The sequence below is a fragment of the Brucella sp. H1_1004 genome, assembly GCF_047308065.1.
GTDB classification, from domain to species: domain Bacteria; phylum Pseudomonadota; class Alphaproteobacteria; order Rhizobiales; family Rhizobiaceae; genus Brucella; species Brucella pseudogrignonensis_B.
The window spans coordinates 666,599-690,000 of sequence record NZ_JAYKZA010000001.1; the positions used below are offsets into that span (position 1 = coordinate 666,599).

Genomic DNA, 23,402 nt, shown 5'->3' on the forward strand with positions numbered 1-23,402 from the left:
TATGAGCACGCTCGCACTCAGCCGCTACCTTCCTGATTTCTCGACGCATCGTATCGCCGACGAAGCGGTTGAAATCATTGCGGCCCCTGCACAGCCGCAGCCTTTGTCGGAGCTCTTGCCGCACACCGATCCGCAAATGGCTGAGGCTTCGGAGAAGCCTCCATTTGCAGAGCGGGCGGAAGTCGCAAGCATCATCGCCATTGAAGAGGAAAAGCGGGCTGCATTTGAGGCCGGTCGCGAAGACGGTCACAAGGAAGCAGAAGCGCTTTATGAGGCCGAGAAGGCCAGACTGCTGCGTGAGCATGAAGCGGAGATCGAAGCATTGCGTGCGAGTTTCTCTCGTGAGCAGGCCAATCTCCTGGCTGGTGCCTTGACGGAAGCTGTGAGCGGGCTTGAACAATCCATGTCCGCGCAGATTGCCGAGATTCTCGCACCGTTGCTGGCAGCCAAAATCGAACAGGACGCGATTGCGGGCTTCGCGCAGCGGATCAGCAAGCTGGCTCTGGAAGGCGAAGCACCTGAAATCTTCGGTCCAGCGCATCTGCTTGAGTCGCTCAAGGACCATGCCGACCTTCTGCCGTCTGGATGCCGTTTTACTGAGAACGCGTCCAGCGAACTCTCATTTTCCTTTGGCGATCGTGCGCTTGAAACACGCGTCGCGCCGGTTCTGGAAGAACTAAGGGCTACTGCCAGATGAGCATCGATCCGGAAACCAAGCGCGAAATCATTATTGTCCGCCGTGGCAAGCACGATGATCATGACGGTCATCATGGCGGTGTCTGGAAGATCGCTTACGCTGACTTCATGACTGCGATGATGGCGTTCTTCCTCGTCATGTGGCTCATCAATGCGGCCAACGAAGAAAGCAAGGCGGCTGTCGCCAGCTACTTCAATCCCGTTAAGCTGATGGATCGTCATTCAAGCCCAAAAGGCGTGCAGGATATTGACGAACAGAACGGCAAAGTTCGCTTTGAGAGCGACAAGCAGATTGAAAACAGCACCAAGGTTATCAACGATAGCGCTGCTTCCCCGCCGATTGAGCAGGAAGAAAGCCGCATGTTCCGCGAGCCATATGCGGTCTTATCCGAACTTGCGCATGAAACGGGCGTTCTGCAGAACCAATCCACGAAGGGCGATGGCGGCAGCGCACAGGCTGGCACGCAGACAGGCGCTGACGGCGGCGATGCCTATCGCGATCCGTTCAGCCCTGACTACTGGTCGAGCAAGGCTGCGGAAGAGCTGACGCCGCCGGAAACTGCCCCTGCAACGCCGCCACAGCAAACAGCGGAAGCAAAAACCGAGGCAAAGCCCGAAGAAGCTGAAAAGCCAGCAGAGAACCAGGAAAAGCTGATTTCTGATTTGAAGAAGGCAGCAGACGGAGATGCATCGACTGATGGCAGCAAGGCGGCAAAGGCTGAGCTTATGCCGGATGTGACAGTCGTCCCGGTCGATGGCGGCGTCATGATCCAGCTGACCGATAAAGTCGATTTTGGCATGTTCACGATTGGCTCCGCCAAGCCGGATGCGCGTGTTGTGCAGATGCTTGAACGCATTGCGCAGGTTATCGCGCGTCAGCCGGGGGAGGTTGTCATCAGCGGTCACACTGACGCCCGACCCTTTAAGAGTGCGACCTATGACAATTGGCGCTTGTCTTCGGCTCGTGCGCAGATGGCCTATTACATGCTGGTGCGTGGCGGGCTGGATGAAAAACGTGTGCTGCGTGTTGAAGGCTATGCCGACCGCCAGCCAAAGAACGCCGCCGATCCAAATGCAGCCGAAAATCGTCGCATCGACATCTTCCTCAAGTCCAACCCATGAAGAAACTGGTAAAGCGCTCCCTGCTGGCACTTGTTGCAAGCCTACCGCTGGCAAGCGGAGGAGCGGTTTCCTATGGGCAGACGCAAGCAGCTGAAGAGCCACGCAGTTTGCCGGTGCTTGAGCCTTATAAGCTCGTCCGCTCACTGCGCATGTTGCAGGATCAGCTGGTTTCCGGAAAGCCTGAAGCCGTCGTGATGCTCAACAGGCTGCTGATTTTTGTGAGCGCTGATATGGAACGCGCTCCAAAGGAATTCTGGGGCAAGCCTGAGAATATCTATGCGGCAATCATCTATCTGTTTAACGGCGGCAATCCTGATGCCGTGCGAAAGGTGCTTGCTGGTTTTGATGGCGAGACTGTTCCGCAAGAACTCGTCAAAGGCGCGCTTGCCTATGCATCGGGTCAGAATATTGAGGTGGTAAAGCTGTTCTCAGTGCCGCTCTCATCACAGCTGCCAGCCGAGCTGCGCTCTTCCATCGTGCTGGTAACGGCCAGCCAGATGACGGCTTTTGATCCTGCAACGGCACTTCTGCGACTTGATCAGGTGCGGCTCGATAGTCCGGGTACGCTTTTTGAAGAAGCGGCTATTCGTCGTTCGATGCCGATTGCAGCCAAGCTCGGTGACGCAGACAAGATCAGGATGCTATCGCGCAATTACCTGCAGCGCTTCCCGCGCTCGCCCTATATGCGTGATTTCATGAAGCAATTTGTGGATGCAGCGTTGAAACTCAATGATCGCATCGGCAATGCCGAACTGGTCAAGCTGATCGGTACAGCTGATCCGGTCATGCAATATTCGCTTTATCTGCAGATTGCGCGCGGCGCTCTGGTGGATGGGCAGACGGAGCGCGCGCGCTTCATGTCGGCCGAGGCAAGAAAGCTTGCCGATCATCTGAAAGCTGACCCAAGCAGAGCCAATCTTTATGCCGCGGCAAGTGATGTTGCTTCGGATTCCGCCAAAGATGCATTGCGTGAATTGTCTCAAATTTCGCCTGATCGCTTGCAGGAACGTGACAGGCAACTTCTGCAGGCGGCAGAAGCTGTTGGCTCGGTGGTGACGCAACAGCCTCCCGTTGAGGGCGCAAGAAAGCCTGTCAGAAGCGAAACTGACTTTCCGACAATGCCGATTGCTGACGGTGATGAGGCGCCCGTCGTGCCCAAGGCCCCAGCGACCCCTTCGCCTGCTGCGGGTTGGAAGCCATCCCAGCCTGCAAAGCCGGAAGATGATGTGCAGAAGACCATGGATGATGCGCGGCGCAAGCTTGCGGAAATTGATGCCTTGCTAGGAAAGACTGTTCAATGAGCGTAGATCTTTTGCTCACTACGGCTGGAAGACTGGCTTCACTTGCCAAGGGTACTGGCGCCCAACAGGGCGCTGTGGCAAAAGCCAATGGCGAAAATCAGGAACAGTCTGAACCGGCAAAATTGTTTGGCGCATTGCTGGAAAAGTCTCAAAACAAGCTATCGCTTGAAGGCGAGCAGAAGGATGAGACTCAGTCGGAAGATAGCGACAAAGCGGATCGCGATACGCCTGCTCAATCTTCGGTCTATGGTGTGTCGCAGAACCTGCTTGCACTTGCTGCAGGGTTCAACAACCCAAAAGATGAGGATCAGCTTGCTGCGTGTGATAATGCCACCAAGCAGTCGATGAATGTATCGGCGCTGGCTGAAGCTGCAGATCCTGCACTGACGACTGCCGTTGCCGTTGCCGCTGACCTGCCTATGCCTGATGCAGAGCCAAAGAAGGATCAGAAGGAAAACGTTCAGGCAAACAAGCAGACGCAAGCAACAGCAGATTCCAAGGGTGTCGCAAAACCTGAGAATTTGGCCAGCCACACTCCACCTGCTGTAACGAAAGATCAGCAGACAGACAGCGCCACAGACGGCTCTTCTGCATCGCCTAAGCCTGAGCTTACACTTCAATCCAGCAATGCCGCAGAATCTGATCGTCCAAATGTTCAGCCGCAGCAGCAAGCCGGAAAGTCTGCACCTGTTGCCGATGTAAAAGCGCCTGCACCAGCAGTGCTAACGGCTGCTGCACGTGTCACGGATATCCAAGTCCTCTCTGAACGCAGCTTTGGTGCTGTGAAAACCTTGCAGATCAGGCTTGATCCGGTGGAGCTTGGTGCAGTGACTGCTCGTATTCGTCTGATTGCCGACAGCGTGGAAGTACATCTGGTGGCTGACAAAGCCCATGCTGCCGAGGCGCTGGCTGCTGATCGCTCAATGATCGAAAAAGCTTTGAAAGTTGCAGGCATTACGGACGACACGAAAATTTCGGTCACAGTGACTGAACGTGGAGCAGTCAGTGCAGTTCAGCACGGCTCCGCAAGCCATAGTGCGGGGCAACAGCAGGCCAGCTCTCTACAGCAAGGCCAGCAGACTTTTGACATGCAAAATGGCTCGGATGGTCGGGGAAATGCGCAGGCGCAATTTATGGGTGGTGAGGGCAGGCAGAATGGCGAATCTGGCCAGGCAGACAGCAATAATGCACGGACTCGCTCATCGTCTGAAGCCAATGAGCGCGAAATTTCTGCTCTTTCTGGGGGCCGGAATCGCGGCCTCGTCGTTTAGTTTAGCAGGCGCTAAAGCAGAGAATATTTGCGAACGGGAAATGCATCGAGCGTCCGCCCGCTATGATGTGCCACTCGGTATTCTTTATGCTGTTGGTCTGACCGAAACCGGGCGCAAAAACTCGCTCCAGCCCTATGCGATGAACATTGAAGGAAAGGCAGAGTTTTTCCCATCTCAAGCGGCCGCTTTAAGACGTTTCACCCAAGTACACGCCGAAGGTGCAAAACTGATTGATCTGGGCTGCATGCAGATCAATCACTATTATCATTCCAGCGAATTTCCGTCTGTCGGCGCGATGCTGCAACCAAGCCTCAATGTTGATTATGCTGCGCGCTTCCTAAAGCGTCTGCGTGAGCGCGAAGGCAACTGGACAATGGCAGTCGCGCGTTATCACGCAGGTCCAAATAACGATCCTGCACAGAAGCGATATGTGTGTCGGGTGATGACAAATATGATCGCAACAGGCTTCGGAAATTGGACGCCTCAGGCAAAAAACTTCTGCGCTGGTTAATCGGAAATCCCACAAAATTGCGGGTTGTAGAGCGATGTCGTATACACGCAGCTTTTAGATATTCAGCCTGTAATTGCATGTAGCTAGATAATATATTTTGGAGGGCAGATTTTTAAGTCCTTGTAAAGAATCGTTAAATTTCGTGAGCACGTTAACGAATTGTTAATACTTTCAGATCAAGATTGTCAGGCCGATACAATCATGGCGATTCCTCTTAAATTAGATATTGCTAAAACCCCTCCCAATTTATTGCGGGCAATTTTGTGTGGTTGCCGCTGACTCCCTCTGCCAGTTACTTCTGCCTTATTGGGGTTAACATATTGATTCGGAAGGCGGGCCGATGATCGTAGTCGTAGATGAGCGGAATATTGTGACTGAGGGCTACTCCTCCTGGTTCAGCCGAGAAGGCATCACGACAACCGGGTTCACACCATCAGATTTCAATGAATGGGTCGAAAGCGTCCCCCATCAGGATATTATGGCTGTAGAAGCCTTCCTGATTGGCGAGTGCGAGGCTCAGAACGGTCTGCCCGCGCGTATTCGTGAACGCTGCAAGGCGCCTGTTATTGCCGTAAACGACCGTCCTTCACTGGAACACACTCTGGAACTTTTTCAATCCGGGGTTGATGATGTCGTTCGTAAGCCAGTTCACGTCCGCGAAATCCTCGCTCGCATCAACGCAATTCGCCGCCGCACAGGTGCCTCGGCAGCATCAGGCGATGATGGAACCGAGCTTGGACCGATCCGCGTTTTCTCCGATGGCCGTGATCCACAGATAAATGGTGTGGATTTTCCGCTGCCGCGTCGCGAGCGCCGGATCCTTGAATATCTAATTGCAAACCGTGGTCGCCGCCTGAACAAGGCGCAGATTTTCAGCGCGATTTACGGCATTTTCGACAGTGAAGTCGAAGAGAATGTGGTCGAAAGCCATATTAGCAAGCTCCGCAAAAAATTGCGTGAAAAGCTTGGTTTTGATCCTGTTGATTCAAAGCGTTTTCTTGGATACTCAATCAACATCGATTGAGATTCGTGTCCTTTCTATCGAGCTTTCAAAAGCTCAAATCCAGTAGTTTGCGGTTTTTTAAGGTAGTCTTGCCGGAGCAGCCACTGAAACTGATTGTGTCTTCAGTAAAAGCGTAAAAATTCTTCAGGCTACAGTTTCACGCAAGCATGGCCCGATAGCTTATCTGCGAATTCTCAAATTCTCAGGAGTTGCCAATGAGCCTCTACGGTATGATGCGGACCGGCGTTTCAGGTATGAACGCGCAGGCGAACCGCTTGTCGGCAGTCGCAGATAACATCGCGAATGCAAGCACGGTCGGCTATAAGCGCGCCGATGCGCAGTTCTCATCGCTCGTTCTGCCAAGCACCGCAGGCCAGTATAACTCCGGTAGTGTCGCGACCAATATCCGCTACGGCATTTCGGATCAGGGCGGCATTCGCTCGACAGCTTCCGCGACCGACCTTGCAATCGACGGCAATGGCTATTTTGTCGTCAGCAATGCTGATGGCACACCTTATCTCACGCGCGCAGGTTCGTTTGTGCCGGACCAGTTCGGCAATCTCGTCAATACGGCTGGTTATTACCTGATGGGTTATCCGGCGGATGCTAACGGCAATGTTAACACGGTCGCCAACAGCTTTGACGGTCTGGAACGTGTGAACGTCAAGCAGTCCGATCTTGTTGCAACACCTAGCACCTCCGGCAATTTCACCGTCAACCTGCCTTCGACGGATTCGGTTCCTGCTGCCGGCGAATTCAATCACAAGACATCGCTGATCGCTTACGACAATCTCGGCGGCAAGATCACGCTGGACGTCTATTTTACCAAGACCGCTGACAATACCTGGGATGTTTCGATTAAGAACGCCGCAGATGGTGTTGAAGTCGGCGCAACAACGCTGAATTTTGATGGTGCAAACGGTAAGCTGCTTTCTGGCGGTGATGTTGCTGTCGATCTGACAGCCTATAATGGCCAGGCGTTGGATCTTAATCTCGGTTCGTCCAAGCAGCTCGCAAAAGATTATACGATCAGTGAAGCCGTTATCAACGGTCAGGCTCCTTCGTCCATCAAGGGCGTGGACATCGGCAAAGACGGGTCGGTTGTCGCGCTCTATGAAAATGGCGCGCAGAAGTTGCTCTATCGTATTCCGCTGGGAACGGTAGCAAGTCCGGATCGTATGTCGGTAATCAGCGGCAACGTATTCTCGCCGAGTGCGGAATCCGGCAATATCCAGCTTGGCTTCCCTGAAGGCGGCGGCATGGGCAAAATTTCTTCCGGCGCGCTGGAAGAATCCAACGCCGACATTGCGCAAGAACTGACCGACATGATCGAAGCGCAGCGCAGCTACACCGCAAATTCCAAGGTCTTCCAGACCGGCTCCGAATTGATGGACGTGCTGGTTAACCTGAAAAGATAAATTGAAGCGGTTTCGGTGAGGTGGTCATTCTCCCCGGAATTGCAGTTTTAAAACTGGACTGTTTTCGCAACAAAAACGGTTCGACGTAGGATGGGGATAAGATGTCGCTTAGTTCTGCTCTTCTGACGGCCAAAAGTTCGCTTGCGGCAACGTCCAAGCAGACGTCAGTCGTCTCTCGCAATATTGCGGGGGTCAATGATCCTGATTACTCGCGCCGTACTGCGTCGCTCGCTGCGGGGTCGTATGGTTCGCTTTATGTCAATATAAGCCGATCCGCTGACGAAGCCTTATTCAACCGCTTTATCCAGTCGAACAGCACGGCATCGTCGTCGTCTATTCTTGCAGGCGGACTTGACCGCCTTTCATCGCTTTATTCGGCAGATAATTTCTCAGGTTCGCCTTCGGCGTTGGTCGGCGATCTTCGAGATTCGCTCGAGATTTTTGCCGCCTCACCATCCAATTCGGCCCTTGGTGATAGCGTTGTTTCGACGGCGCAGTCGCTGGCCAATGCATTGAACGCAGGCTCGAAGCAGATCCAGTCTCTGCGTACCGATGCAGATAATGAAATCGCGGACTCCGTTGCCAATATCAACGACGTGTTGTCGAAGTTCGAGAAGGTCAACCAGCAGATCGTCAGCGGCACACGCGCTGGCAACGATGTGTCTGATTTTCTTGATCAGCGCGATTCACTGCTGAAGCAGCTTTCCGGCGAACTGGGAATCACAACCATGGTTCGCGGCGATAATGACATGGTCATTTTTGCGGAAAATGGTGTGACGCTGTTTGAAACCACAGCGCGCAAGATCAGCTTCGAATCTTCCGGCGGTCTGGCGGCTGGTGTTGCTGGCAATGCGGTTCTCGTCGATGGTGTCCCGCTTACGCATGATACATTCGATCAACCTTATGGCACAGGCCGTCTGAGCGGACTTCTGCAGCTGCGCGATCAGCTTGCGCCGCAATATCAGATGCAGCTCGACGAGATTGCTCGCGGCCTGGTGTCGATGTTTGCAGAAGCCGACCAGACTGGTGCAGGTCCAAAACTAACAGGCCTTTTCGGCTGGTCAGGTTCGCCTTCCGTTCCGGCTGCGGGTGTGGCAGCTGGCCTCGCAGGCACCATCAATGTGTCATCTGCGTTTGTTGCAACCGAAGGCGGCAGCTCGCTGCTGCTGCGTGACGGCGGTGCAAACGGCGCGAATTACAACTATAATTCAACCGGCGCCAGCGGCTTTAGCGATCGTCTGCGCGCGTTGAATGAGGCGTTCTCCGAGCCGCTGACTTTCGCTTCTTCAGCAGGTCTCAGCTCAAATGCGAGCCTGATTGATTACGGTGCATCGTCCATCAGCTGGCTTGAAGGCAAGCGCAAGACTGCGAATGCCAATTTCTCTTACAATCAGACTTTAGCAACGCAGGCGGATCAGGCTCTGTCCAATGCCAACGGTGTCGATATCAACACCGAGATGGCACTGCTTCTCGATCTGGAACATTCCTATCAGGCATCAAGCCGGGTACTGACGACGGTCAACGCCATGCTTGACGAACTTCTCAGAGCGGTGTGAGGCTATGAAAGCGCAATCTATTTCTACATATGGTGCAGCTTCAGCCCTCAAGGTTCTCGTCGCAAAGACGAAGGCCGAGCTTGCAAAGGCGCAGCAGGAGTCCACCACAGGTACGGTTTTCGATGTTGGTTTGTCGCTTGGTTCCAAGTCTGGACAGACCATATCGCTGCGCAAGGAATATGATCGCCTTTCCGTTCTGACCGACATGAACAAGCTGGTGCAGCAGCGCATGACGACAACGCAGAGCGCAACGACAACTATTATCGAAAAAACGCAGGATTTTCTGGGTGATCTGACGGGCGCAAACAGCACTATTGAAAGTGCGCAGACTGCTGCGAAGACGGCAAAGTCGTTGTTGGATTCAGTCACGGGCCTGCTCAACACCAGTTATAACGGCGAATATATCTTCTCAGGCGTGAATACGGATGTGAAGCCGATTGCTGACTACACGGAAGGCAGCCAGGCACAGAATGCGGTTCGCCAGGCATTTGAAGATCATTTCGGTTTTCCCATGAATGATCCGCAGGTTGCCAATATCACTGGCGACCAGATGAAGTCCTTCCTCGAAGGTGATTTCGCCGAGCAGTTCAATGATGCCAACTGGGATGCCAATTGGTCGAATGCTTCCGATACGGTGATCAAGAGCCGTATTTCGCCGACTGAAACGGCTTCGACCTCCATTTCGGCAAATGCTGATGGTTTCCGCAAGACCATCATGTCTGCAGTGATGGTGTCCGAGTTCGCAACGATTGGTCTGAGTAATTCAGCGTTTCAGGCGCTGACAAGTCAGGCAATGCAGACCACAACTCAGGCAATTACCGAGACGACGTCTGAACAGACAACGCTGGGTCTGGCTCAGCAGCGCACCAATGCCGCGACAATCCGGATTGGCGCACAGCAGAAGATCCTCAATGAATCGGTTCTGGATCTTGAATCGGTCGATCCTTATGAGGCTGCAACACGCGTCAACGCACTGATGTCGCAGATTGAGACGTCATATGCACTAACGGTCCAATTGCAGAATATGAGTTTGCTTAATTATCTGAAGTAAGACCATTTGGGTGCTGTTCGCGCTCGAAGAAGAACATCACAAATCGGGCAGCATGATGCGGTTCGTATGGATGGTGCCGGAAAACGGAGACTACATGTATCAGCTGCGCTACGAAGACGTCATGAATGATGATATGGCGAGCGCCAAGGAACGCGAGCGGATGCTCTTTGATCGCTCGATTGAAATGCTCGCCGCCGCGAAAGCCCATGGTGCCGGATCGCGCGAAGGCATTGACGCTTCCTATTTCACAACCAAGCTGTGGACGACAATCATTGAAGATCTTGGTTCAGAAGAGAATGTGCTTCCAAAAGAACTGAAAGCCGCAATCATTTCGGTTGGAATCTTCATTCTCAAAGAGATCGAGCAAATTCGGCAGGGTGAAAGCACCGATTACGACACGCTGATCGAGATTACTCAATCTATCCGTGACGGTCTGTGACATGACGACGAACGGCAAATCAGCGATCCGTCTTTCGCTGCGCGCAGGCGAAAAGATTTATATCAACGGCGCGGTTTTGAAAGCTGACCGCAAGGTTTCGCTGGAGCTTTTGAACGACGCGACATTCCTTCTGGAAAACCATGTTTTGCAGCCGGAAGAGACGACATCCCCGCTGCGTCAGCTTTACTTTGCGGCGCAGATGATCCTGATTGAGCCGGCTCTGAGGGAACAGGCGCGCAACACGTTTGCACAGATGCTGAGGGGCATGTTTGCGACGTTCAAGGATGCGGAAATCCTCAATGCGCTCAAGCTGGTTGATGAGCTGGTGCATAACGGGCGCGTCTTCGATGCACTGAAAACAATTCGCACGCAATATAAGCGTGAGGCAGAGCTGATGGGTGAAAAAGACCTGTCGGTGCCTGCCATACAAACAGAAAAGCCTATGGCAACGGCCCAAGAATCTAACTCGGTTTTTGGAACCAGATCCGCGTAAAAACAAACAGATAGAGCATTTCCGATGATTCAGTTTCAAGAGGAAACGCTCTAGAGCGTCCTTTGGGACAAACAGCGCTCTAAGGGGCAAGTCTATGACGACAACATCGACAGTCGGCGCCAACAATACGACCAACAACACGGCAAATTCGTCATCAAGCAGCAGTTCTGCTGCCGCAAAGGCGAGTGTGGATTACAATTCCTTTCTGAAGCTTCTCGTCACTCAGATGCAGAACCAGGACCCCACACAGCCGATGGATGCGACGCAATATGTCTCGCAGCTTGCGACATTCTCCAATGTCGAACAGGCGGTGCAGATGAACAGCAAGCTCGAAACGCTGATCGCCAATTCGTCGCTTTCGCAGGCTGAAGGCTGGATTGGCCGCACGCTGACCAGTGCTGACGGCACGGTTACGGGTGTCGTCAAGTCTGTCACGATCCAGTCGTCGGGGATGCTCGCTGAACTCGAAGACGGCAAGACGATGCTGATCGGACAGGGCGTCAAGATCAGTTAAACGATGTCTCCAAAGCCGGGTGCGGGTTTGGAGACAATAACATGTTCTAAAATATGGATTGAGACGCAGTTTCGATAGTTTAACTGAACCGAAACTGTGCAAAAGCGCTGTGCGCTGAGGACCTTAACTGTGAACGAAGCTGATGCGCTCGATATCGTCAATTCGGCGATCTGGACAGTGCTTATGGCGAGCGGACCAGCCGTGCTTGCGGCGATGCTTGCAGGTATCGGCATTGCGCTTTTTCAGGCTTTGACCCAGATTCAGGAAATGACGCTGACTTTCGTGCCGAAGATCATCGTTATTTTCGTGGTGCTTGCCTTTACTGCACCATTTGTTGGCGCGCAGATCAACTCTTTCACGCTGCTTGCCTATTCGCGCATCGAAAAGGGTTTCTAGAGCGCGTGTCGTTCTGATTGGGTCAGATCGGCGCCGTAAGCCTTTTAATGTGAAGCATAATCTTATCGATCTTCGGTTCACTCCGATAAGACTTTTGCTCTAACGCAGCCCTCGCGCAAGCTTCGTCGTATATGTTGCGTCTGACAACAGGAGACGGACGTGCAGCAGGCAGCAGCTAAGCCATTGACAAAACGTGGAATTCTGACCGGTAGCGACATGGGGCTTGCTGCCGGTATCGTCATTATTCTGACAGTGCTTTTCCTGCCTGTTCCAGCGGTTGTTCTGGATATCGGCCTCGCTTTCTCGATTGCGTTCTCCGTCCTTATCCTCATGGTTTCGCTCTGGATTCAACGTCCGCTTGATTTCTCGGCCTTCCCGACAGTGCTGCTGATTGCGACCATGATGCGTCTATCGCTCAATATTGCGACGACGCGTGTGATTTTGACTCATGGTGACGAAGGATATTTAGCTGCAGGCCATGTTATTCATGGCTTTTCGCAGTTTGTGATGGGCGGTGATTTTGTCATCGGTCTTGTGGTTTTCGCGATCCTCATCATCGTCAACTTTCTCGTCATCACCAAGGGTGCGACGCGTATTGCGGAAGTGGGTGCCCGCTTCACGCTCGATGCTATCCCCGGCAAGCAGATGGCGATTGACGCTGATCTTTCGTCGGGTCTGATCGACGAAAAGCAAGCACAGCATCGCCGTCGTGAACTGGAAGAGGAAAGCTCGTTCTTCGGTTCGATGGACGGCGCGTCCAAGTTCGTGCGCGGTGATGCGATTGCCGGTTTGATCATTACCGCCGTCAATATTTTCGGCGGGATCATCATTGGCGTTACCCGCCATGGTATGGATATTTCGGAAGCTGCAGACGTCTTCACCAAGCTCTCGGTTGGTGACGGTCTGGTTACGCAGATTCCTGCGTTGATCGTTTCGCTCGCAGCGGGTCTTCTTGTGTCCAAAGGCGGGACGCGCGGTTCCGCTGATCAGGCAATCTTTGGTCAGCTCGGTGCTTACCCCAAGGCACTTTTGATTGCTGCCTTCCTTCTGTTTGTTCTGGGTATCATGCCAGGTCTTCCGGCTTTCCCATTCTTCCTGCTTGGTGGTGCAATGGCATTTGTCGGTATTGCCGTGCCACGCCGTCAAGCGCGTCAGCGCGAGGCGGAAGAGGCAGAAGCACAGTCGAAGCAGCGTGACGCAGAAGAGCAGGAGCGCAACTCGGTCAAGGCTTCGCTTGAGACCACACAGATCGAACTTTGCCTGGGCAAGCAGCTTTCCGCACGTCTCATCGCTTCGCAGCAGGAGCTGGCGCATCGCGTCGCCAAGATGCGCAAGAAGTTTGCTCAGGAATATGGTTTCGTCATTCCAGAGATCAAAGTTACTGACGATATTTCGCTGCCGCCAAAGAGCTATCGCATCAAAATTCATGGTACCGCCGTTGCGAGCCATGAATTGCGGGTCGGTGAAATTCTCGTGGTGCTGGGCGAGCGTCCATTGCCATCTATTCCGGGTGAAGAAGTACGGGAACCAGCTTTCGGTATGCGTGCTTATTCCGTGCCGGAGACTTTTGCTTCAGATCTTCGCCGCGACGGCTATATGACTGTCGACAACTTGTCGGTTCTTCTCACCCATCTCAGCGAAATCCTGCGCAACAATCTGGCGCAGCTTCTCTCCTATAAGGATATGCGTATTCTGCTGGACCGCCTTGGTCCGGAATATCGCAAGCTTCTCGAAGATATTTGCCCGGCCAATATTTCCTATTCGGGGCTGCAGGCAGTCTTGAAACTGCTGCTTGCGGAGCGAGTCTCGATCCGTAATTTGCATCTTATTCTTGAATCCATCGCCGAAATTGCGCCTCTGGTCCGCCGGCCTGAGATGATCGTCGAGCATGTTCGGATGCGGATGGCGCAGCAGATATGCGGCGATCTTTCAGACAATGGTGTTCTTAACGTGCTTCGTCTTGGCAATCGTTGGGACCTCGTGTTCCACCAGAGCCTCAAGCGCGACAATAAGGGCGAAATCGTCGAATTTGACATAGACCCGCGCCAGCTTGAGCAGTTCGGCACAGAAGCAACCACAGCAATTCGCAAACATTTCGATAGCGGCGAGCGTTTCGTCCTCGTTTCTTCGCCGGAAGCGCGCCCTTACATTCGCATGATTATCGAGCGGCTGTTTGCAACGCTTCCCGTGCTGTCGCATGTGGAGATTGCGCGCGGTGTCGAAGTGAAATCGCTCGGCGCGATTTCCTGACGGGGGAGTGAACCCGTTGCCCATCACGCAACTGCCGATCAATGAACTTGTCTTCGCGGCCATGCTTGCATTTTGCCGCGTTGGCGCATGTCTGATGCTGATGCCCGGCATTTCAAGCGGACGCATTCCCTTGCAGGTCCGATTGTTTATCGCGCTGGCCTGTTCTTTTGCAGTCTTGCCTTTGGTGATCCAGAATATTGTTCCGAGCTTAAATGGCAGCCATCCGCTGGCGATGTTTCGTCTGATGCTCAGCGAAATGTTCGTCGGAGGGGTGATCGGAATTCTGGCGCATATCTATTTCTGGGCATTGCAGTTCATGGCCAACATGATGGCGATGGCTGTTGGCTATTCGGGTACCCCGGCAGACGCGATTACAGAAGCAGAACCACAGGCAACGCTTGCGACCATTGTTACTTTCAGCGCGCTATTCCTGTTTTTCGTCACGGATATGCATCTTGAAATTCTGCGAGCGCTGCTGAGCTCCTATACGGCTATCCCTGTTGAGGGGCATTTCAGGCCTGATGCTGCGATGATCGACATCAGCGACGCGCTTTCCGCAGCATTTTTGGCGACGTTACGCATCGCAGCACCCTTTATTGTGTTTGCGATTCTGGTCAATTTCGCCATCGGTCTTATCAATAAGCTGACGCCGACGATCCCGGTCTACTTTGTGTCGATGCCCTTCGTGCTGGGCGGCGGTCTTCTGGTTGTCTACTTCATCCTGCCCGAATTGCTGCGTTTTTTTACCGGCGAAGCTGCAACGCAGTTACACGATTTGTTCTGAGGATTGCATGGCTCAAACCAATGCCCGTAATCTGAAAAAGCTCATCACCTTGCAGAAGCTCGGCGCTGCACGGCTGGAAGCCTCGCTGGCTGCAACCAGTAACCGCAAGGCCGTTCTGGATGAAGAACGTGACGCGCTGATCGCCATGCAGGATCGCCGTTATGACGGCGATGCCTTTACTGTCGATCCATCTCTGCTCATCAAACGGCTGGGGGCGAACGCGCTCGCAACTGAACAGATTGAGCAGCAGCTCGAATCAGAACGTAGAGGCCTTTTGAAAGAACAACGTCGGGTAGAACTTTTGGAAGATCGGCTCGAAACTGTTCGCGATGATTCCGAAAGACGAGAGCTTGCAAGCCTGATTGAAGAGTTTGTTAGTCGGAAAACCACCGCGTCGTAAGGTTGTAAGACGCGACCAGAATAGAAAAATAGTGAATAAAATCATTTAATTGCAAGAAATCTGGTGAGTTTTCTCCGGCCGCATTGACCAAGGCTTTGTCATAAAATTGAAACTGATTCGTACCGCAAGCTTCAGTCAAGTTTGACAGATTAATGTGCAATCAAGAGATGAAGAAAGGCAAGTTGCATGGCGATTAATCCGCCGTCAGATCTGGTTATGGACGTGGCGCGTGCGGCTGATCCGCAGGCCTATCGCCTTGCGGCAGAGCGTCTGAAATCTATATCGGCAAGCACTGGTCCGGTGAGCGCTGATACGGATACGGGATCAAACTTCGTCAGTTTTTCTGAAAACCTGGCTTCAGGCGTTCGGTTCAATCCGCAAGGGGCGAACACGGTCAATCCGGCTTATCGGAAGTTTGAAGCTTTCATGCTGCAATCTTTCGTTCAGTCGATGTTTACCAGCGATACGACAGCTACCTTCGGCAAGGGCATCGCAGGCGAATATTGGAAATCGATGATGGCCGAAGCGATGGCGAACAAGATGGCTGATACAGGCGGCGTTGGTATCGCTAGAATGCTTGAAGCGCAGGCAGCGCAAAAGGTGCGCGCGGAAAACGCGTCAACCTTGGCCTTAGGAGGTGTGATCGACGATCTGGGACAGGGATTGAACACTAACACAGTTTCAAAAGATATCGTTCACGGATTTGAACGGCAGCTCATTCAGAAACAACTGGGAAACAATGAAAGCGGAGATCGCGCTCGTAGCTGACGCTGAATATCAAGCACAGAATCGAGCGGTCAGGACAGCAAACCCTTCCAAGGCCTGACCGGCGAATAACATCGCGACCTGCTTATACGTATAATTGAGGAACCCGAAAATGACTGACACAAGCTCCGAAATCAGCCTGCTGCCGCAAGTGGCGGAAGCAGTACTGGAGGCAGACCCGGTTCAGGAACTGGAACAGCAGCCTGTATTATCGCCGGTCGTGCGTGCAATTCAGCGTCTTGAGGAGGTCATTGATACTGAAACTCGTCTTCTGCTTGAAGGCGGACATCCGGATCTCGCTGAGATTAATTCACGCAAGAGCCGGGGCCTATACGACTTCAACAAGACAATCAAAAAGGCTGCAAGCCTTGCAGAGCCAGCGACGATGAAGGGATTGCAGCCATTGCTCGATAGTCTCAAGCAGAAGCTTGAGAAGAATTGCGAAGCGCTGCAGTTGCATCTGCGCGCTGTTGGCGAGCTGGCCGATCTTATTCGCGGCGCGCTTGAAACGCAGGATGCCGACGGCACTTACAGCATGCAGAGCGCGAGGCTCGGTCACGCAAGATGATCCGCACAATCGTAATTGGCCTCTGGATCTGCGCAGTCGCTTTGGGTTCGTTGTTTTTCGCCGTTCGCCAGAATGATGGATCATCTGGTGAGGTGAAAGCGGAGGCCGGAGGATTCGGCGGGCTCGATTACGTCAAAACGGATGTGATGAGCGTTCCGATCATCTCCAATGGCAGCGTTGCTGGCTATGTCGTGACGCAGCTGGTTTATACGATTGATTCGAATATCCGGAAAAAGATCACGGTTCCGCTCGAATTTTTCATCAGTGACGAGATTTTTCGTAAATTCTATGGCAGCTATTCGGATACGAAAGACGTCGAGAAGGTGAAGTTCGAGGATGTTCGGGCATCAATTATCACTGACTTAAATGCACGCTTTCCGGAACCGGTCATCAAGGACCTGCTTGTCGAACAATTCAATTATATTTCCGCTGAAGAAATCCGCGCCATGAATATGCGTGGCAGCAGTGCACCACCGGAGCAAGCTTCCGGCAAACAAGCCACAGCTCATAGTGAGTAATATTTTCCTGCGAGCTGATTGAGGCGTTCCTCATCAAGCTCTGGAATTAATGCATCGGTTATCAAACGAACACCAATTTCACGTTTTTGACGCCAGACTATCTGCGCCAGAATCGCCCGTGCATAATGATCGTCGAAGAGCCAAAACCGTTCAGGAAGATTTGGAACCTCTATAACCCGCAATCGCGCTCCGTGCGGAGCAATGTCGCAAAATTGGCATTCGATAATGAAACGACCATCAAGATCAATAATTTTCCCGGATCGCAAACGCGTGCGCTGTCGCTCCTCCTTACGTCGCTCATGAGACGGCTTGTTGCGCACCATAGGTTTTTGCCTGCTTGTTCCCCTTAAAGAAGAAATATAGCAGGGATCGCTTTAGTAAGCGTTACCGAACTTCAGTGCGTGCCGCATTTTTCACACAAACCACGCAATTCCAGCGTCGTTTTGCGTGATTTGAAACCGCTCTGCACGCTCCAGGCGCTCACAAGGTTCTCGATCGCTGAATCGGAGAACTCCGTCACCTGCCCACATTGCTCGCAAATGGCGAAAGCAATCAAGCCATGCTCATGGCATTGTGGATGCGCGCAGGCAACGAAAGCGTTGAGGCTTTCGAGACGATGAATCATCCCGTAATCCAGTAGCTTTTCCAGTGCACGATAGACCTGCAACGGTGCGCGAAAGCCATCATCGCGTAGCTGATCAAGGATCGTATAGGCGCTGAGCGGGCCATCTGCTTTAGACAGCACATCAAAAACCAGCGACTGATTGCGCGTCAGGTCATGCGTTGCGTGCGTATGGGCATGGTTGTGATCGTGATGATTGCTCATTGTCCAGCGGTCCGTTTCGGTGAAGCCTGTCTCTTATGTAGTGGTAAGAGGCTTAAAATGAAAATAGCTAGTGCAGCAACGACAATTGATGGGCCGGAAGGCGTATCAAATTCTACCGAACCATAAAGCCCGCCGATAACGCCAAGCGCGCCGATGACGGATGCCATAATGGCCATTTGCTCCGGTGTCGATGCAAAGCGCCGTGCGGTGGCAGCAGGAATAATCAGCAGCGACGTAATCAACAGAATGCCGACGATCTTCATCGAAATAGCGATAACGATTGCCAGCAAAAGCATAAAGATAATGCGTGATAAGGCTGGGTTAAGCCCCTCAGCGCGTGCAATATCTTCGCTTAGTGTTGCGGCAAGCAGTGGCCGCCAAAGCCATGCCAGCACTGCGAGCACCAGAATGCCGCCGCCATAAATAAAGGCAATATCCAGTCGCGAGACAGCCAGCAGATCGCCAAACAAGAACGATAGCAGGTCAACACGCACCCATGTCATAAAGGCGACGATGACCAGCCCAAGCGACAGAGTTGCGTGGGACAGAATGCCCAGAAGAGAATCTGCCGAAAGCGAATGTCGCTTTTGAAGCAGAAGCAGGATTGCTGAGATTGCGACTGCGACCGCAAAAACGCCGATCATAAGGTTGATGTCGAGGATCAGCGCTAAAGCAACCCCCAGCAGGGCCGAATGCGCCATAGTATCGCCGAAATAGGCCATACGCCGCCAAACTATGAAGCAACCGAGTGGGCCTGTGGTTAGTGCCAGACCGATACCGGCAATGAGGGCGCGTGTGAAAAAATCGTCAAGCATGAGGCTTATCTCCCTCATGGTGGTGATGGTGCTCACCATCATGATGATGACCGTCATCAGAGTGGCAATGATCTGTCACGCTGCCATCGGCATGCATAACGCGGCCATCCGGCAGATGCGTGTGATCATGGTGATGCTCATAAACGGCCAGTGGACCAACGGCACGGCTTCCGAACAAGCGCACATATTCGGGGCTTGTTGTCACGTCGCGGGGTGTGCCGCTGCAACAGACATGGCCATTGAGACAAATAACGCGGTCGGTTGCAGCCATCACCAAATGCAGATCATGCGAAATCAACAACACGCCGCAGCCGGTATCGTCTCGCAGCTTCGCGATCAGTTCATAAAGGGCAGCTTCACCGGAAAAATCGACGCCCTGTACGGGCTCATCGAGCACCATAATATCTGGTTTGCGGGCGAGGGCGCGCGCCATCAGTGCGCGCTGAAACTCGCCGCCAGAGAGGTTTGCAATTTCAGCCTTGAGAAGATGCGCGATTCCGACTGCATTAAGCGCGTGGAGAATATCGGCTTTGGAAAGTGGTCCGGTCAACGTCATAAGGCGTTCAACAGACAGCGGCATAGTCCGGTCAATATTGATCTTCTGCGGCACATATCCGATGCGCAAGCCTTTGAGATGGTGGATTTCACCTTCATCGGGCTTTAGAATACGAAGTGCCATTTTGGCCGTCGTACTTTTCCCCGCACCATTGGGACCAATGAGCGTGACAATTTCTCCGCGATGAATCGTCAGGTCGACATTGCGCACCAGCCAGCGACCGTCACGATGAACGCCGGCGCCTTTCAATTCTATCAGTGGCTCCCGCGTGGCATCTGCGGGGAGGGCGGTCTTATGGGCCATGTAAAATGAGCTTTCGCTGCCTTTTTGAGAGTATGAGCCTGTTTATCTGCCGATAAATAGCTGCTCCCGAAATTCTTGTCTCAAGATGCGTGAACGATATGCCGATTCGCGATCATTTGCGTCTGACGCTTTCGTACTGTGAACAATTCTCCAAAAAGAGGTTGTGTCTCCTTATTGCAGACGTTATAGCATAACGCAAACGATGTAATAGAATAACATATCACTCACATATGTTGTTGCGCTTCAACGGACGTTCAAGAGAGATTTTGAGAAAGCTATCATGAAACACCTGAAATCCCTGCTTTTAGCATCTGCCTTTATGACTGTTCTGAGCGGAGCGGCTTTTGCCGCCGAGCGCGAAGGCGTCGTTGTGTCGATAAAGCCGCTGCATTCGCTGGTCTCTGCAGTGATGCAGGGTGTCGGCGAGCCGACATTGATCGTTCAGGGTGCGGGATCGGAGCACTCTTATAATCTTAAGCCATCTGATGCGAAGGCGATTGAGGGCGCAAAAGTTATTTTCTGGGCCGGCCCTTCGATGGAAACATTTCTCGATAAGCCAATCGACACACTGGGCGAAGGCGCAAAAGTGGTCGCGCTTGGTGAAACAGATGGTTTGACGAAGCTAAAATTCCGTGAAGGTGGACCGTTTGAGGCACACGATCACGGACATGACCATGGTGCTGAAGCGCATTCCCATGACAGTCATGATCACAAGCATGATGACGGGCACGATCATAAGCATGATCACGCCGATGAGGCCGCTGAAAAGGGCCATGATCATCACCATGGCGAGTTTGATCTGCATTTCTGGCTCGATCCGCAGAATGGCAAGGTGCTGGTTGGCAATATCGCCAAGGTTTTGAGCGAGAGCGATCCGGAGCACGCAGCACAATATGAAAAGAATGCTGCTGATTATGCAAACAAGCTGGATGCGTTGAATAAGGATATTGAAACGGAACTTCAGCCTGTCAAAGACAAGCCGTTCATCGTCTTCCACGATGCATACCAGTATTTTGAGAATCGTTTTGGCGTTAAAGCTGCCGGATCAATCACGGTCAGCCCGGAAAAGGCACCGGGTGCGGCGCGCATCAAAGACATTCACGAGAAAATCAAATCGCTGGGTGCGGTCTGCGTCTTCTCTGAACCGCAATTCGAGCCAAAGCTGGTCAATACTGTTATTGATGGAACAGATGCAAAGACTGGTGTTCTCGATCCGCTTGGTGCGGAATTGAAAGACGGCCCGGATCTTTATCCGCAGCTCATTCGCAATCTGGCGGACTCACTGAAAAATTGTTTGTCGAAATAGCACTGGTCACACCTTCATTCCGGGACCCCACCCTGAAGTGACCAGTTGTTGTGCCGGATCGTCTTAAGTGATGGTCCGGCATAATTGATCAGTGAAAGCTGATTAAACCAATAAGGAACTTATCTTGCGTTCATTCCATGGGGCGCATCGAGTTTGGTTCGATTGCTGAATATCATGCTTAAAGGTGGCTTTGCTGCCTCTTTTCAGCCAAACTGATGTAATGATATAACATTAAATTAGTCAGCAATGCTGCAAGCGCAGCTGATCTTACAAACGCCAGCGAAGGATTTGTCATGAAAAGGCTTCCCGTCACTGTTTTATCCGGCTTTCTCGGTGCCGGTAAGACGACACTTCTTAATCATGTTCTCAATAATCGCGAGAATCGCCGTGTTGCAGTGATCGTCAATGATATGAGCGAAATCAATATTGATGCAGCATTGGTCCGCGAAGGTGGGGCCGACCTGTCACGCACTGAAGAACAGCTTGTTGAAATGACCAATGGCTGCATTTGCTGCACTTTACGCGATGACCTTCTCAAAGAAGTGGCGCAGCTCGCTGCACAAGATCGGTTCGATTATCTGCTGATCGAATCGACTGGCATATCCGAGCCTTTACCCGTTGCCGCCACATTCGAATTTCGCGATGAGAAGGGCGAAAGCCTGTCTGATCTCGCGCGTCTTGATACGATGGTGACTGTCGTTGACGCCGCCAATTTGCTCAAAGACTATTCCTCCAGCGATTTTCTGCGGGATCGCGGCGAGTCGCTTGGTGACGAAGATGAGCGCACGCTGGTCGATCTGCTGGTCGAGCAGATCGAATTTGCGGATGTCGTGATACTTAACAAGGTTTCGACTGCTTCCACAGAAGAACTCGACCTAGCGCGTAAAGTGATCCGTTCGCTTAACCCAGATGCCCGGATTGAAGAAGTCGATTTCGGCCAGATTCCGCTGGATGCTATTCTCAATACGAAGCGTTTTGATTTCAATCGCGCACATGAGCATCCCCTTTGGTATAAAGAGCTATACGGCTTCAATGACCATATTCCCGAAACAGAAGAATATGGTGTTCGCTCATTCGTCTATCGGGCGCGGCGTCCGTTTGATCCGGCACGTTTCCAAGCTTTCATCGACAAAAGTTGGCCGGGTGTTGTCCGCACCAAGGGCTTTTTCTGGCTGGCAACGCGTCCTGATTATGTGGGTGAACTGAGCCAGGCCGGTGCATTGGTTCGAACAAACAAGCGCGGGCGCTGGTGGTCGGCAGTTCCGCGCAGCTATTGGCCTCAGGAACCCGAATGGCATCGCGCAATACAGGATTATCTTGATGCAGAATGGGGTGATCGTCGGCAGGAGATTGTCTTTATCGGCGTCGATCCGATGGATAAAGCGTCGATCGTTGCTGAGCTTGATAGCTGTCTGGTGACTGAAGAAATGTTTAAGCCGGAAAGCTGGCAGAGCCTCAACGATCCGTTTCCGAGCTGGTCTGTCGCGGCCTAAAACTTACTCAGCCGACAGTATGACAAGTTCAGAGGCCCTGCTGTCGGCAAGTGTACGGTGATCGAGCACATTGGCGATGGCTTCACGTACTTCTAGCATCATGTGACGAACTTCGCATTCCGTTTCGTCGCAGTCGTCACATGGCTGATAATCGGTTTTGCTGGCACAGGCGATCGGTGCAAGTGCGCCGTCCAGAGCACGGATGATATTGCCAACGTGAATTTCATTGGCTGGACGCGCCAGACAAAACCCGCCGCCTTTGCCTTTACGACTAAGGACAAAGCCCGCATTGCGTAGTTCGGTGAATATATTATCGAGAAATTTGCGCGGAATATGATGACGCTCAGCAATCTCGCTTGCTGAAACCAACTGGCCATCGGAGACACCTGCGAGATGCACCATAGCTTTCAGGCCGTATTTGCCTTTTTTCGTTAGCATTGCATCCCTGTTGTCATATCCGGCGGACGATCTAAACTCTGTTTCTCTCTTTTAAAAGAATTAGGCAGGAAAGCGGGGCGGGACAAGTTACCTTCGCGTCGCATGTGGTGACACAAAGAGTATTTTGTTTCAAACCGAGTTGCCTTGCAGGGCCAATGCCAGTGCGCCCTGCAAACTATCCCCCTGCGCGGGAACGTAAAACTCCTTATAAGGCAGCGAATCCAAGGACGCATATGAATGCGCTAGCCCGCCTGTGATACTGAACCGTCGCAATTTCGCTACGCCCAACCTGAGCAGATTCCGCTCAATCATCAGGCATGCAGCTGAGAGAATTTGCAAACCCAGCAGATCGCCGTTCTTCGCAAATTGAAAGATCATTGGTGCGAAGGCGGCGTAATCTGCGGCAGTTGCTGATCTCGAAAACTGAGTTATCTTGCGCGCTTCATCACTGAACTTGCTCATTATCGCTTTCGTCAGATCTGTTTTTTCAGCGATTTCGTCGTGCGCGAGCAATGCATGCTCCAGCAGATCGCGGCCAAGACGTGCGCCGCCTGCATGGTCGCTGAGCATAAAGCCACGCCCACCTATAACCTCGACCGTATCTCCTGT

At 52.6% G+C, this 23,402-nt stretch carries 26 protein-coding genes and 1 pseudogene (1 of these 27 cut by a window edge); 21 read left to right on the top strand and 6 right to left on the bottom strand.

Going from position 1 to position 23,402, the window contains the following annotated elements; genetic code table 11:
• The first annotated feature begins 1 nt into the window (after window position 1).
• The 19 genes and pseudogenes from U2P60_RS03285 to U2P60_RS03375 all read left to right on the top strand — a co-directional run bounded on the left by U2P60_RS03285 (window position 2) and on the right by U2P60_RS03375 (window position 17,056).
• The gene (locus U2P60_RS03285) at window positions 2–697 is read left to right on the top strand and encodes a hypothetical protein (protein ID WP_313829178.1); all 696 of its coding nucleotides are present in this window, start codon (window positions 2–4) and stop codon (window positions 695–697) included.
• Complete coding sequence (locus tag U2P60_RS03290; RefSeq protein WP_413571292.1) at window positions 694–1,818, top strand: flagellar motor protein MotB; 1,125 nt, start codon at window positions 694–696, stop codon at window positions 1,816–1,818. The genes U2P60_RS03285 and U2P60_RS03290 overlap by 4 nt, the downstream gene beginning before the upstream one ends.
• Window positions 1,815–2,886: pseudogene (locus U2P60_RS03295) on the top strand (chemotaxis protein); the annotation flags it as partial. The gene U2P60_RS03290 and the pseudogene U2P60_RS03295, both read left to right, overlap by 4 nt.
• Before the next feature lie 229 nt (window positions 2,887–3,115).
• The gene (locus U2P60_RS03300) at window positions 3,116–4,390 is read left to right on the top strand and encodes a flagellar hook-length control protein FliK (protein WP_413571293.1); all 1,275 of its coding nucleotides are present in this window, start codon (window positions 3,116–3,118) and stop codon (window positions 4,388–4,390) included.
• A 40-nt stretch (window positions 4,391–4,430) separates the two neighbouring features.
• Window positions 4,431–4,901 (top strand): transglycosylase SLT domain-containing protein, encoded by a 471-nt coding sequence (locus U2P60_RS03305; RefSeq protein WP_007877033.1) that lies wholly within the window; start codon window positions 4,431–4,433, stop codon window positions 4,899–4,901.
• 340 nt (window positions 4,902–5,241) lie between these two features.
• On the top strand, window positions 5,242–5,925 hold the full coding sequence (gene ftcR / locus U2P60_RS03310; RefSeq protein WP_413571295.1) for a flagellar transcriptional regulator FtcR: 684 nt from the start codon (window positions 5,242–5,244) through the stop codon (window positions 5,923–5,925).
• Between the two features lie 194 nt (window positions 5,926–6,119).
• Window positions 6,120–7,322 carry a flagellar hook protein FlgE gene (locus tag U2P60_RS03315; protein WP_413571296.1) on the top strand — a complete coding sequence of 401 codons (1,203 nt, stop codon included), beginning with the start codon at window positions 6,120–6,122 and terminating at the stop codon, window positions 7,320–7,322.
• Window positions 7,323–7,423: 101 nt separating this feature from the next.
• The gene (gene flgK / locus U2P60_RS03320) at window positions 7,424–8,878 is read left to right on the top strand and encodes a flagellar hook-associated protein FlgK (protein ID WP_413571297.1); all 1,455 of its coding nucleotides are present in this window, start codon (window positions 7,424–7,426) and stop codon (window positions 8,876–8,878) included.
• Between the two features lie 4 nt (window positions 8,879–8,882).
• A complete protein-coding gene (locus U2P60_RS03325; protein ID WP_413571298.1) occupies window positions 8,883–9,929 on the top strand; it encodes a flagellar hook-associated family protein in 1,047 nt (348 codons plus the stop codon).
• Window positions 9,930–10,023: 94 nt separating this feature from the next.
• On the top strand, window positions 10,024–10,368 hold the full coding sequence (flaF, locus tag U2P60_RS03330) for a flagellar biosynthesis regulator FlaF (protein WP_007877021.1): 345 nt from the start codon (window positions 10,024–10,026) through the stop codon (window positions 10,366–10,368).
• A 1-nt stretch (window position 10,369) separates the two neighbouring features.
• Window positions 10,370–10,861: a flagellar biosynthesis repressor FlbT gene (gene flbT / locus U2P60_RS03335; protein ID WP_413571300.1), complete on the top strand. Its 492-nt coding sequence runs from the start codon at window positions 10,370–10,372 to the stop codon at window positions 10,859–10,861.
• A 94-nt stretch (window positions 10,862–10,955) separates the two neighbouring features.
• Window positions 10,956–11,375 (top strand): flagellar hook assembly protein FlgD, encoded by a 420-nt coding sequence (gene flgD, locus U2P60_RS03340; protein ID WP_007877014.1) that lies wholly within the window; start codon window positions 10,956–10,958, stop codon window positions 11,373–11,375.
• A 129-nt stretch (window positions 11,376–11,504) separates the two neighbouring features.
• Complete coding sequence (gene fliQ, locus U2P60_RS03345; protein WP_064321443.1) at window positions 11,505–11,771, top strand: flagellar biosynthesis protein FliQ; 267 nt, start codon at window positions 11,505–11,507, stop codon at window positions 11,769–11,771.
• Window positions 11,772–11,930: 159 nt separating this feature from the next.
• Window positions 11,931–14,021: a flagellar biosynthesis protein FlhA gene (gene flhA, locus U2P60_RS03350; RefSeq protein ID WP_413571301.1), complete on the top strand. Its 2,091-nt coding sequence runs from the start codon at window positions 11,931–11,933 to the stop codon at window positions 14,019–14,021.
• A 16-nt stretch (window positions 14,022–14,037) separates the two neighbouring features.
• Window positions 14,038–14,805, top strand: a complete 768-nt coding sequence (fliR, locus tag U2P60_RS03355) for a flagellar biosynthetic protein FliR (RefSeq protein WP_413571302.1) — start codon at window positions 14,038–14,040, stop codon at window positions 14,803–14,805.
• A 7-nt stretch (window positions 14,806–14,812) separates the two neighbouring features.
• Window positions 14,813–15,205, top strand: coding sequence for a hypothetical protein (locus U2P60_RS03360; protein WP_413571303.1), 393 nt, complete (start codon window positions 14,813–14,815; stop codon window positions 15,203–15,205).
• A 186-nt stretch (window positions 15,206–15,391) separates the two neighbouring features.
• Window positions 15,392–15,973, top strand: coding sequence for a rod-binding protein (locus U2P60_RS03365; protein WP_413571304.1), 582 nt, complete (start codon window positions 15,392–15,394; stop codon window positions 15,971–15,973).
• A 109-nt stretch (window positions 15,974–16,082) separates the two neighbouring features.
• The gene (locus U2P60_RS03370; protein WP_413571306.1) at window positions 16,083–16,538 is read left to right on the top strand and encodes a flagellar protein FlgN; all 456 of its coding nucleotides are present in this window, start codon (window positions 16,083–16,085) and stop codon (window positions 16,536–16,538) included.
• Entirely contained in the window at window positions 16,535–17,056 is a 522-nt protein-coding gene (locus tag U2P60_RS03375) for a hypothetical protein (protein ID WP_313829194.1), read from the top strand. Before U2P60_RS03370 ends, U2P60_RS03375 begins: the two co-directional genes overlap by 4 nt.
• Here U2P60_RS03375 and U2P60_RS03380 read toward each other — a convergent pair.
• The 4 genes from U2P60_RS03380 to U2P60_RS03395 form a co-directional block, all read right to left on the bottom strand.
• Entirely contained in the window at window positions 17,044–17,379 is a 336-nt protein-coding gene (locus U2P60_RS03380; RefSeq protein ID WP_313829195.1) for a PilZ domain-containing protein, read from the bottom strand. The two genes, U2P60_RS03375 and U2P60_RS03380, sit on opposite strands and share 13 nt — an antisense overlap.
• Before the next feature lie 71 nt (window positions 17,380–17,450).
• On the bottom strand, window positions 17,451–17,882 hold the full coding sequence (locus U2P60_RS03385; protein ID WP_313829197.1) for a Fur family transcriptional regulator: 432 nt from the start codon (window positions 17,880–17,882) through the stop codon (window positions 17,451–17,453).
• On the bottom strand, window positions 17,879–18,739 hold the full coding sequence (gene znuB, locus U2P60_RS03390) for a zinc ABC transporter permease subunit ZnuB (protein ID WP_413571984.1): 861 nt from the start codon (window positions 18,737–18,739) through the stop codon (window positions 17,879–17,881). The genes U2P60_RS03385 and znuB overlap by 4 nt, the downstream gene beginning before the upstream one ends.
• Complete coding sequence (locus tag U2P60_RS03395; RefSeq protein WP_413571307.1) at window positions 18,690–19,556, bottom strand: ATP-binding cassette domain-containing protein; 867 nt, start codon at window positions 19,554–19,556, stop codon at window positions 18,690–18,692. Before U2P60_RS03395 ends, znuB begins: the two co-directional genes overlap by 50 nt.
• Window positions 19,557–19,836: 280 nt before the next feature.
• Between U2P60_RS03395 and znuA the strand changes: the two genes are divergently transcribed.
• Window positions 19,837–20,862 carry a zinc ABC transporter substrate-binding protein ZnuA gene (gene znuA, locus U2P60_RS03400; protein ID WP_413571308.1) on the top strand — a complete coding sequence of 342 codons (1,026 nt, stop codon included), beginning with the start codon at window positions 19,837–19,839 and terminating at the stop codon, window positions 20,860–20,862.
• Window positions 20,863–21,155: 293 nt separating this feature from the next.
• Complete coding sequence (zigA, locus tag U2P60_RS03405) at window positions 21,156–22,355, top strand: zinc metallochaperone GTPase ZigA (protein ID WP_413571309.1); 1,200 nt, start codon at window positions 21,156–21,158, stop codon at window positions 22,353–22,355.
• A 3-nt stretch (window positions 22,356–22,358) separates the two neighbouring features.
• On the opposite strand, the gene U2P60_RS03410 is transcribed toward zigA, so the two are convergent.
• A complete protein-coding gene (locus U2P60_RS03410) occupies window positions 22,359–22,793 on the bottom strand; it encodes an RrF2 family transcriptional regulator (RefSeq protein ID WP_413571310.1) in 435 nt (144 codons plus the stop codon).
• Between the two features lie 129 nt (window positions 22,794–22,922).
• Window positions 22,923–23,402, bottom strand: partial view of a BadF/BadG/BcrA/BcrD ATPase family protein gene (locus U2P60_RS03415; RefSeq protein WP_413571311.1) — the 3' portion only. 384 nt of this gene lie beyond the right edge of the window; the window shows 480 of its 864 coding nt (coding positions 385–864); its start codon lies beyond the right edge, outside the window; the stop codon is at window positions 22,923–22,925.

Bases quoted from the DNA above. Each gene is read 5' to 3' on its own strand.
- U2P60_RS03285 (WP_313829178.1), top strand. From the start codon at position 2: ATGAGCACGCTCGCACTCAGCCGCTACCTTCCTGATTTCTCGACGCAT.
- U2P60_RS03290 (WP_413571292.1), top strand. From the start codon at position 694: ATGAGCATCGATCCGGAAACCAAGCGCGAAATCATTATTGTCCGCCGT.
- U2P60_RS03300 (WP_413571293.1), top strand. From the start codon at position 3,116: ATGAGCGTAGATCTTTTGCTCACTACGGCTGGAAGACTGGCTTCACTT.
- U2P60_RS03305 (WP_007877033.1), top strand. From the start codon at position 4,431: ATGCATCGAGCGTCCGCCCGCTATGATGTGCCACTCGGTATTCTTTAT.
- ftcR (WP_413571295.1), top strand. From the start codon at position 5,242: ATGATCGTAGTCGTAGATGAGCGGAATATTGTGACTGAGGGCTACTCC.
- U2P60_RS03315 (WP_413571296.1), top strand. From the start codon at position 6,120: ATGAGCCTCTACGGTATGATGCGGACCGGCGTTTCAGGTATGAACGCG.
- flgK (WP_413571297.1), top strand. From the start codon at position 7,424: ATGTCGCTTAGTTCTGCTCTTCTGACGGCCAAAAGTTCGCTTGCGGCA.
- U2P60_RS03325 (WP_413571298.1), top strand. From the start codon at position 8,883: ATGAAAGCGCAATCTATTTCTACATATGGTGCAGCTTCAGCCCTCAAG.
- flaF (WP_007877021.1), top strand. From the start codon at position 10,024: ATGTATCAGCTGCGCTACGAAGACGTCATGAATGATGATATGGCGAGC.
- flbT (WP_413571300.1), top strand. From the start codon at position 10,370: ATGACGACGAACGGCAAATCAGCGATCCGTCTTTCGCTGCGCGCAGGC.
- flgD (WP_007877014.1), top strand. From the start codon at position 10,956: ATGACGACAACATCGACAGTCGGCGCCAACAATACGACCAACAACACG.
- U2P60_RS03360 (WP_413571303.1), top strand. From the start codon at position 14,813: ATGGCTCAAACCAATGCCCGTAATCTGAAAAAGCTCATCACCTTGCAG.
- U2P60_RS03365 (WP_413571304.1), top strand. From the start codon at position 15,392: ATGGCGATTAATCCGCCGTCAGATCTGGTTATGGACGTGGCGCGTGCG.
- U2P60_RS03370 (WP_413571306.1), top strand. From the start codon at position 16,083: ATGACTGACACAAGCTCCGAAATCAGCCTGCTGCCGCAAGTGGCGGAA.
- U2P60_RS03375 (WP_313829194.1), top strand. From the start codon at position 16,535: ATGATCCGCACAATCGTAATTGGCCTCTGGATCTGCGCAGTCGCTTTG.
- U2P60_RS03380 (WP_313829195.1), bottom strand. From the start codon at position 17,379: ATGGTGCGCAACAAGCCGTCTCATGAGCGACGTAAGGAGGAGCGACAG.
- U2P60_RS03385 (WP_313829197.1), bottom strand. From the start codon at position 17,882: ATGAGCAATCATCACGATCACAACCATGCCCATACGCACGCAACGCAT.
- znuB (WP_413571984.1), bottom strand. From the start codon at position 18,739: ATGATGGTGAGCACCATCACCACCATGAGGGAGATAAGCCTCATGCTT.
- U2P60_RS03395 (WP_413571307.1), bottom strand. From the start codon at position 19,556: ATGGCCCATAAGACCGCCCTCCCCGCAGATGCCACGCGGGAGCCACTG.
- znuA (WP_413571308.1), top strand. From the start codon at position 19,837: ATGAAACACCTGAAATCCCTGCTTTTAGCATCTGCCTTTATGACTGTT.
- zigA (WP_413571309.1), top strand. From the start codon at position 21,156: ATGAAAAGGCTTCCCGTCACTGTTTTATCCGGCTTTCTCGGTGCCGGT.
- U2P60_RS03410 (WP_413571310.1), bottom strand. From the start codon at position 22,793: ATGCTAACGAAAAAAGGCAAATACGGCCTGAAAGCTATGGTGCATCTC.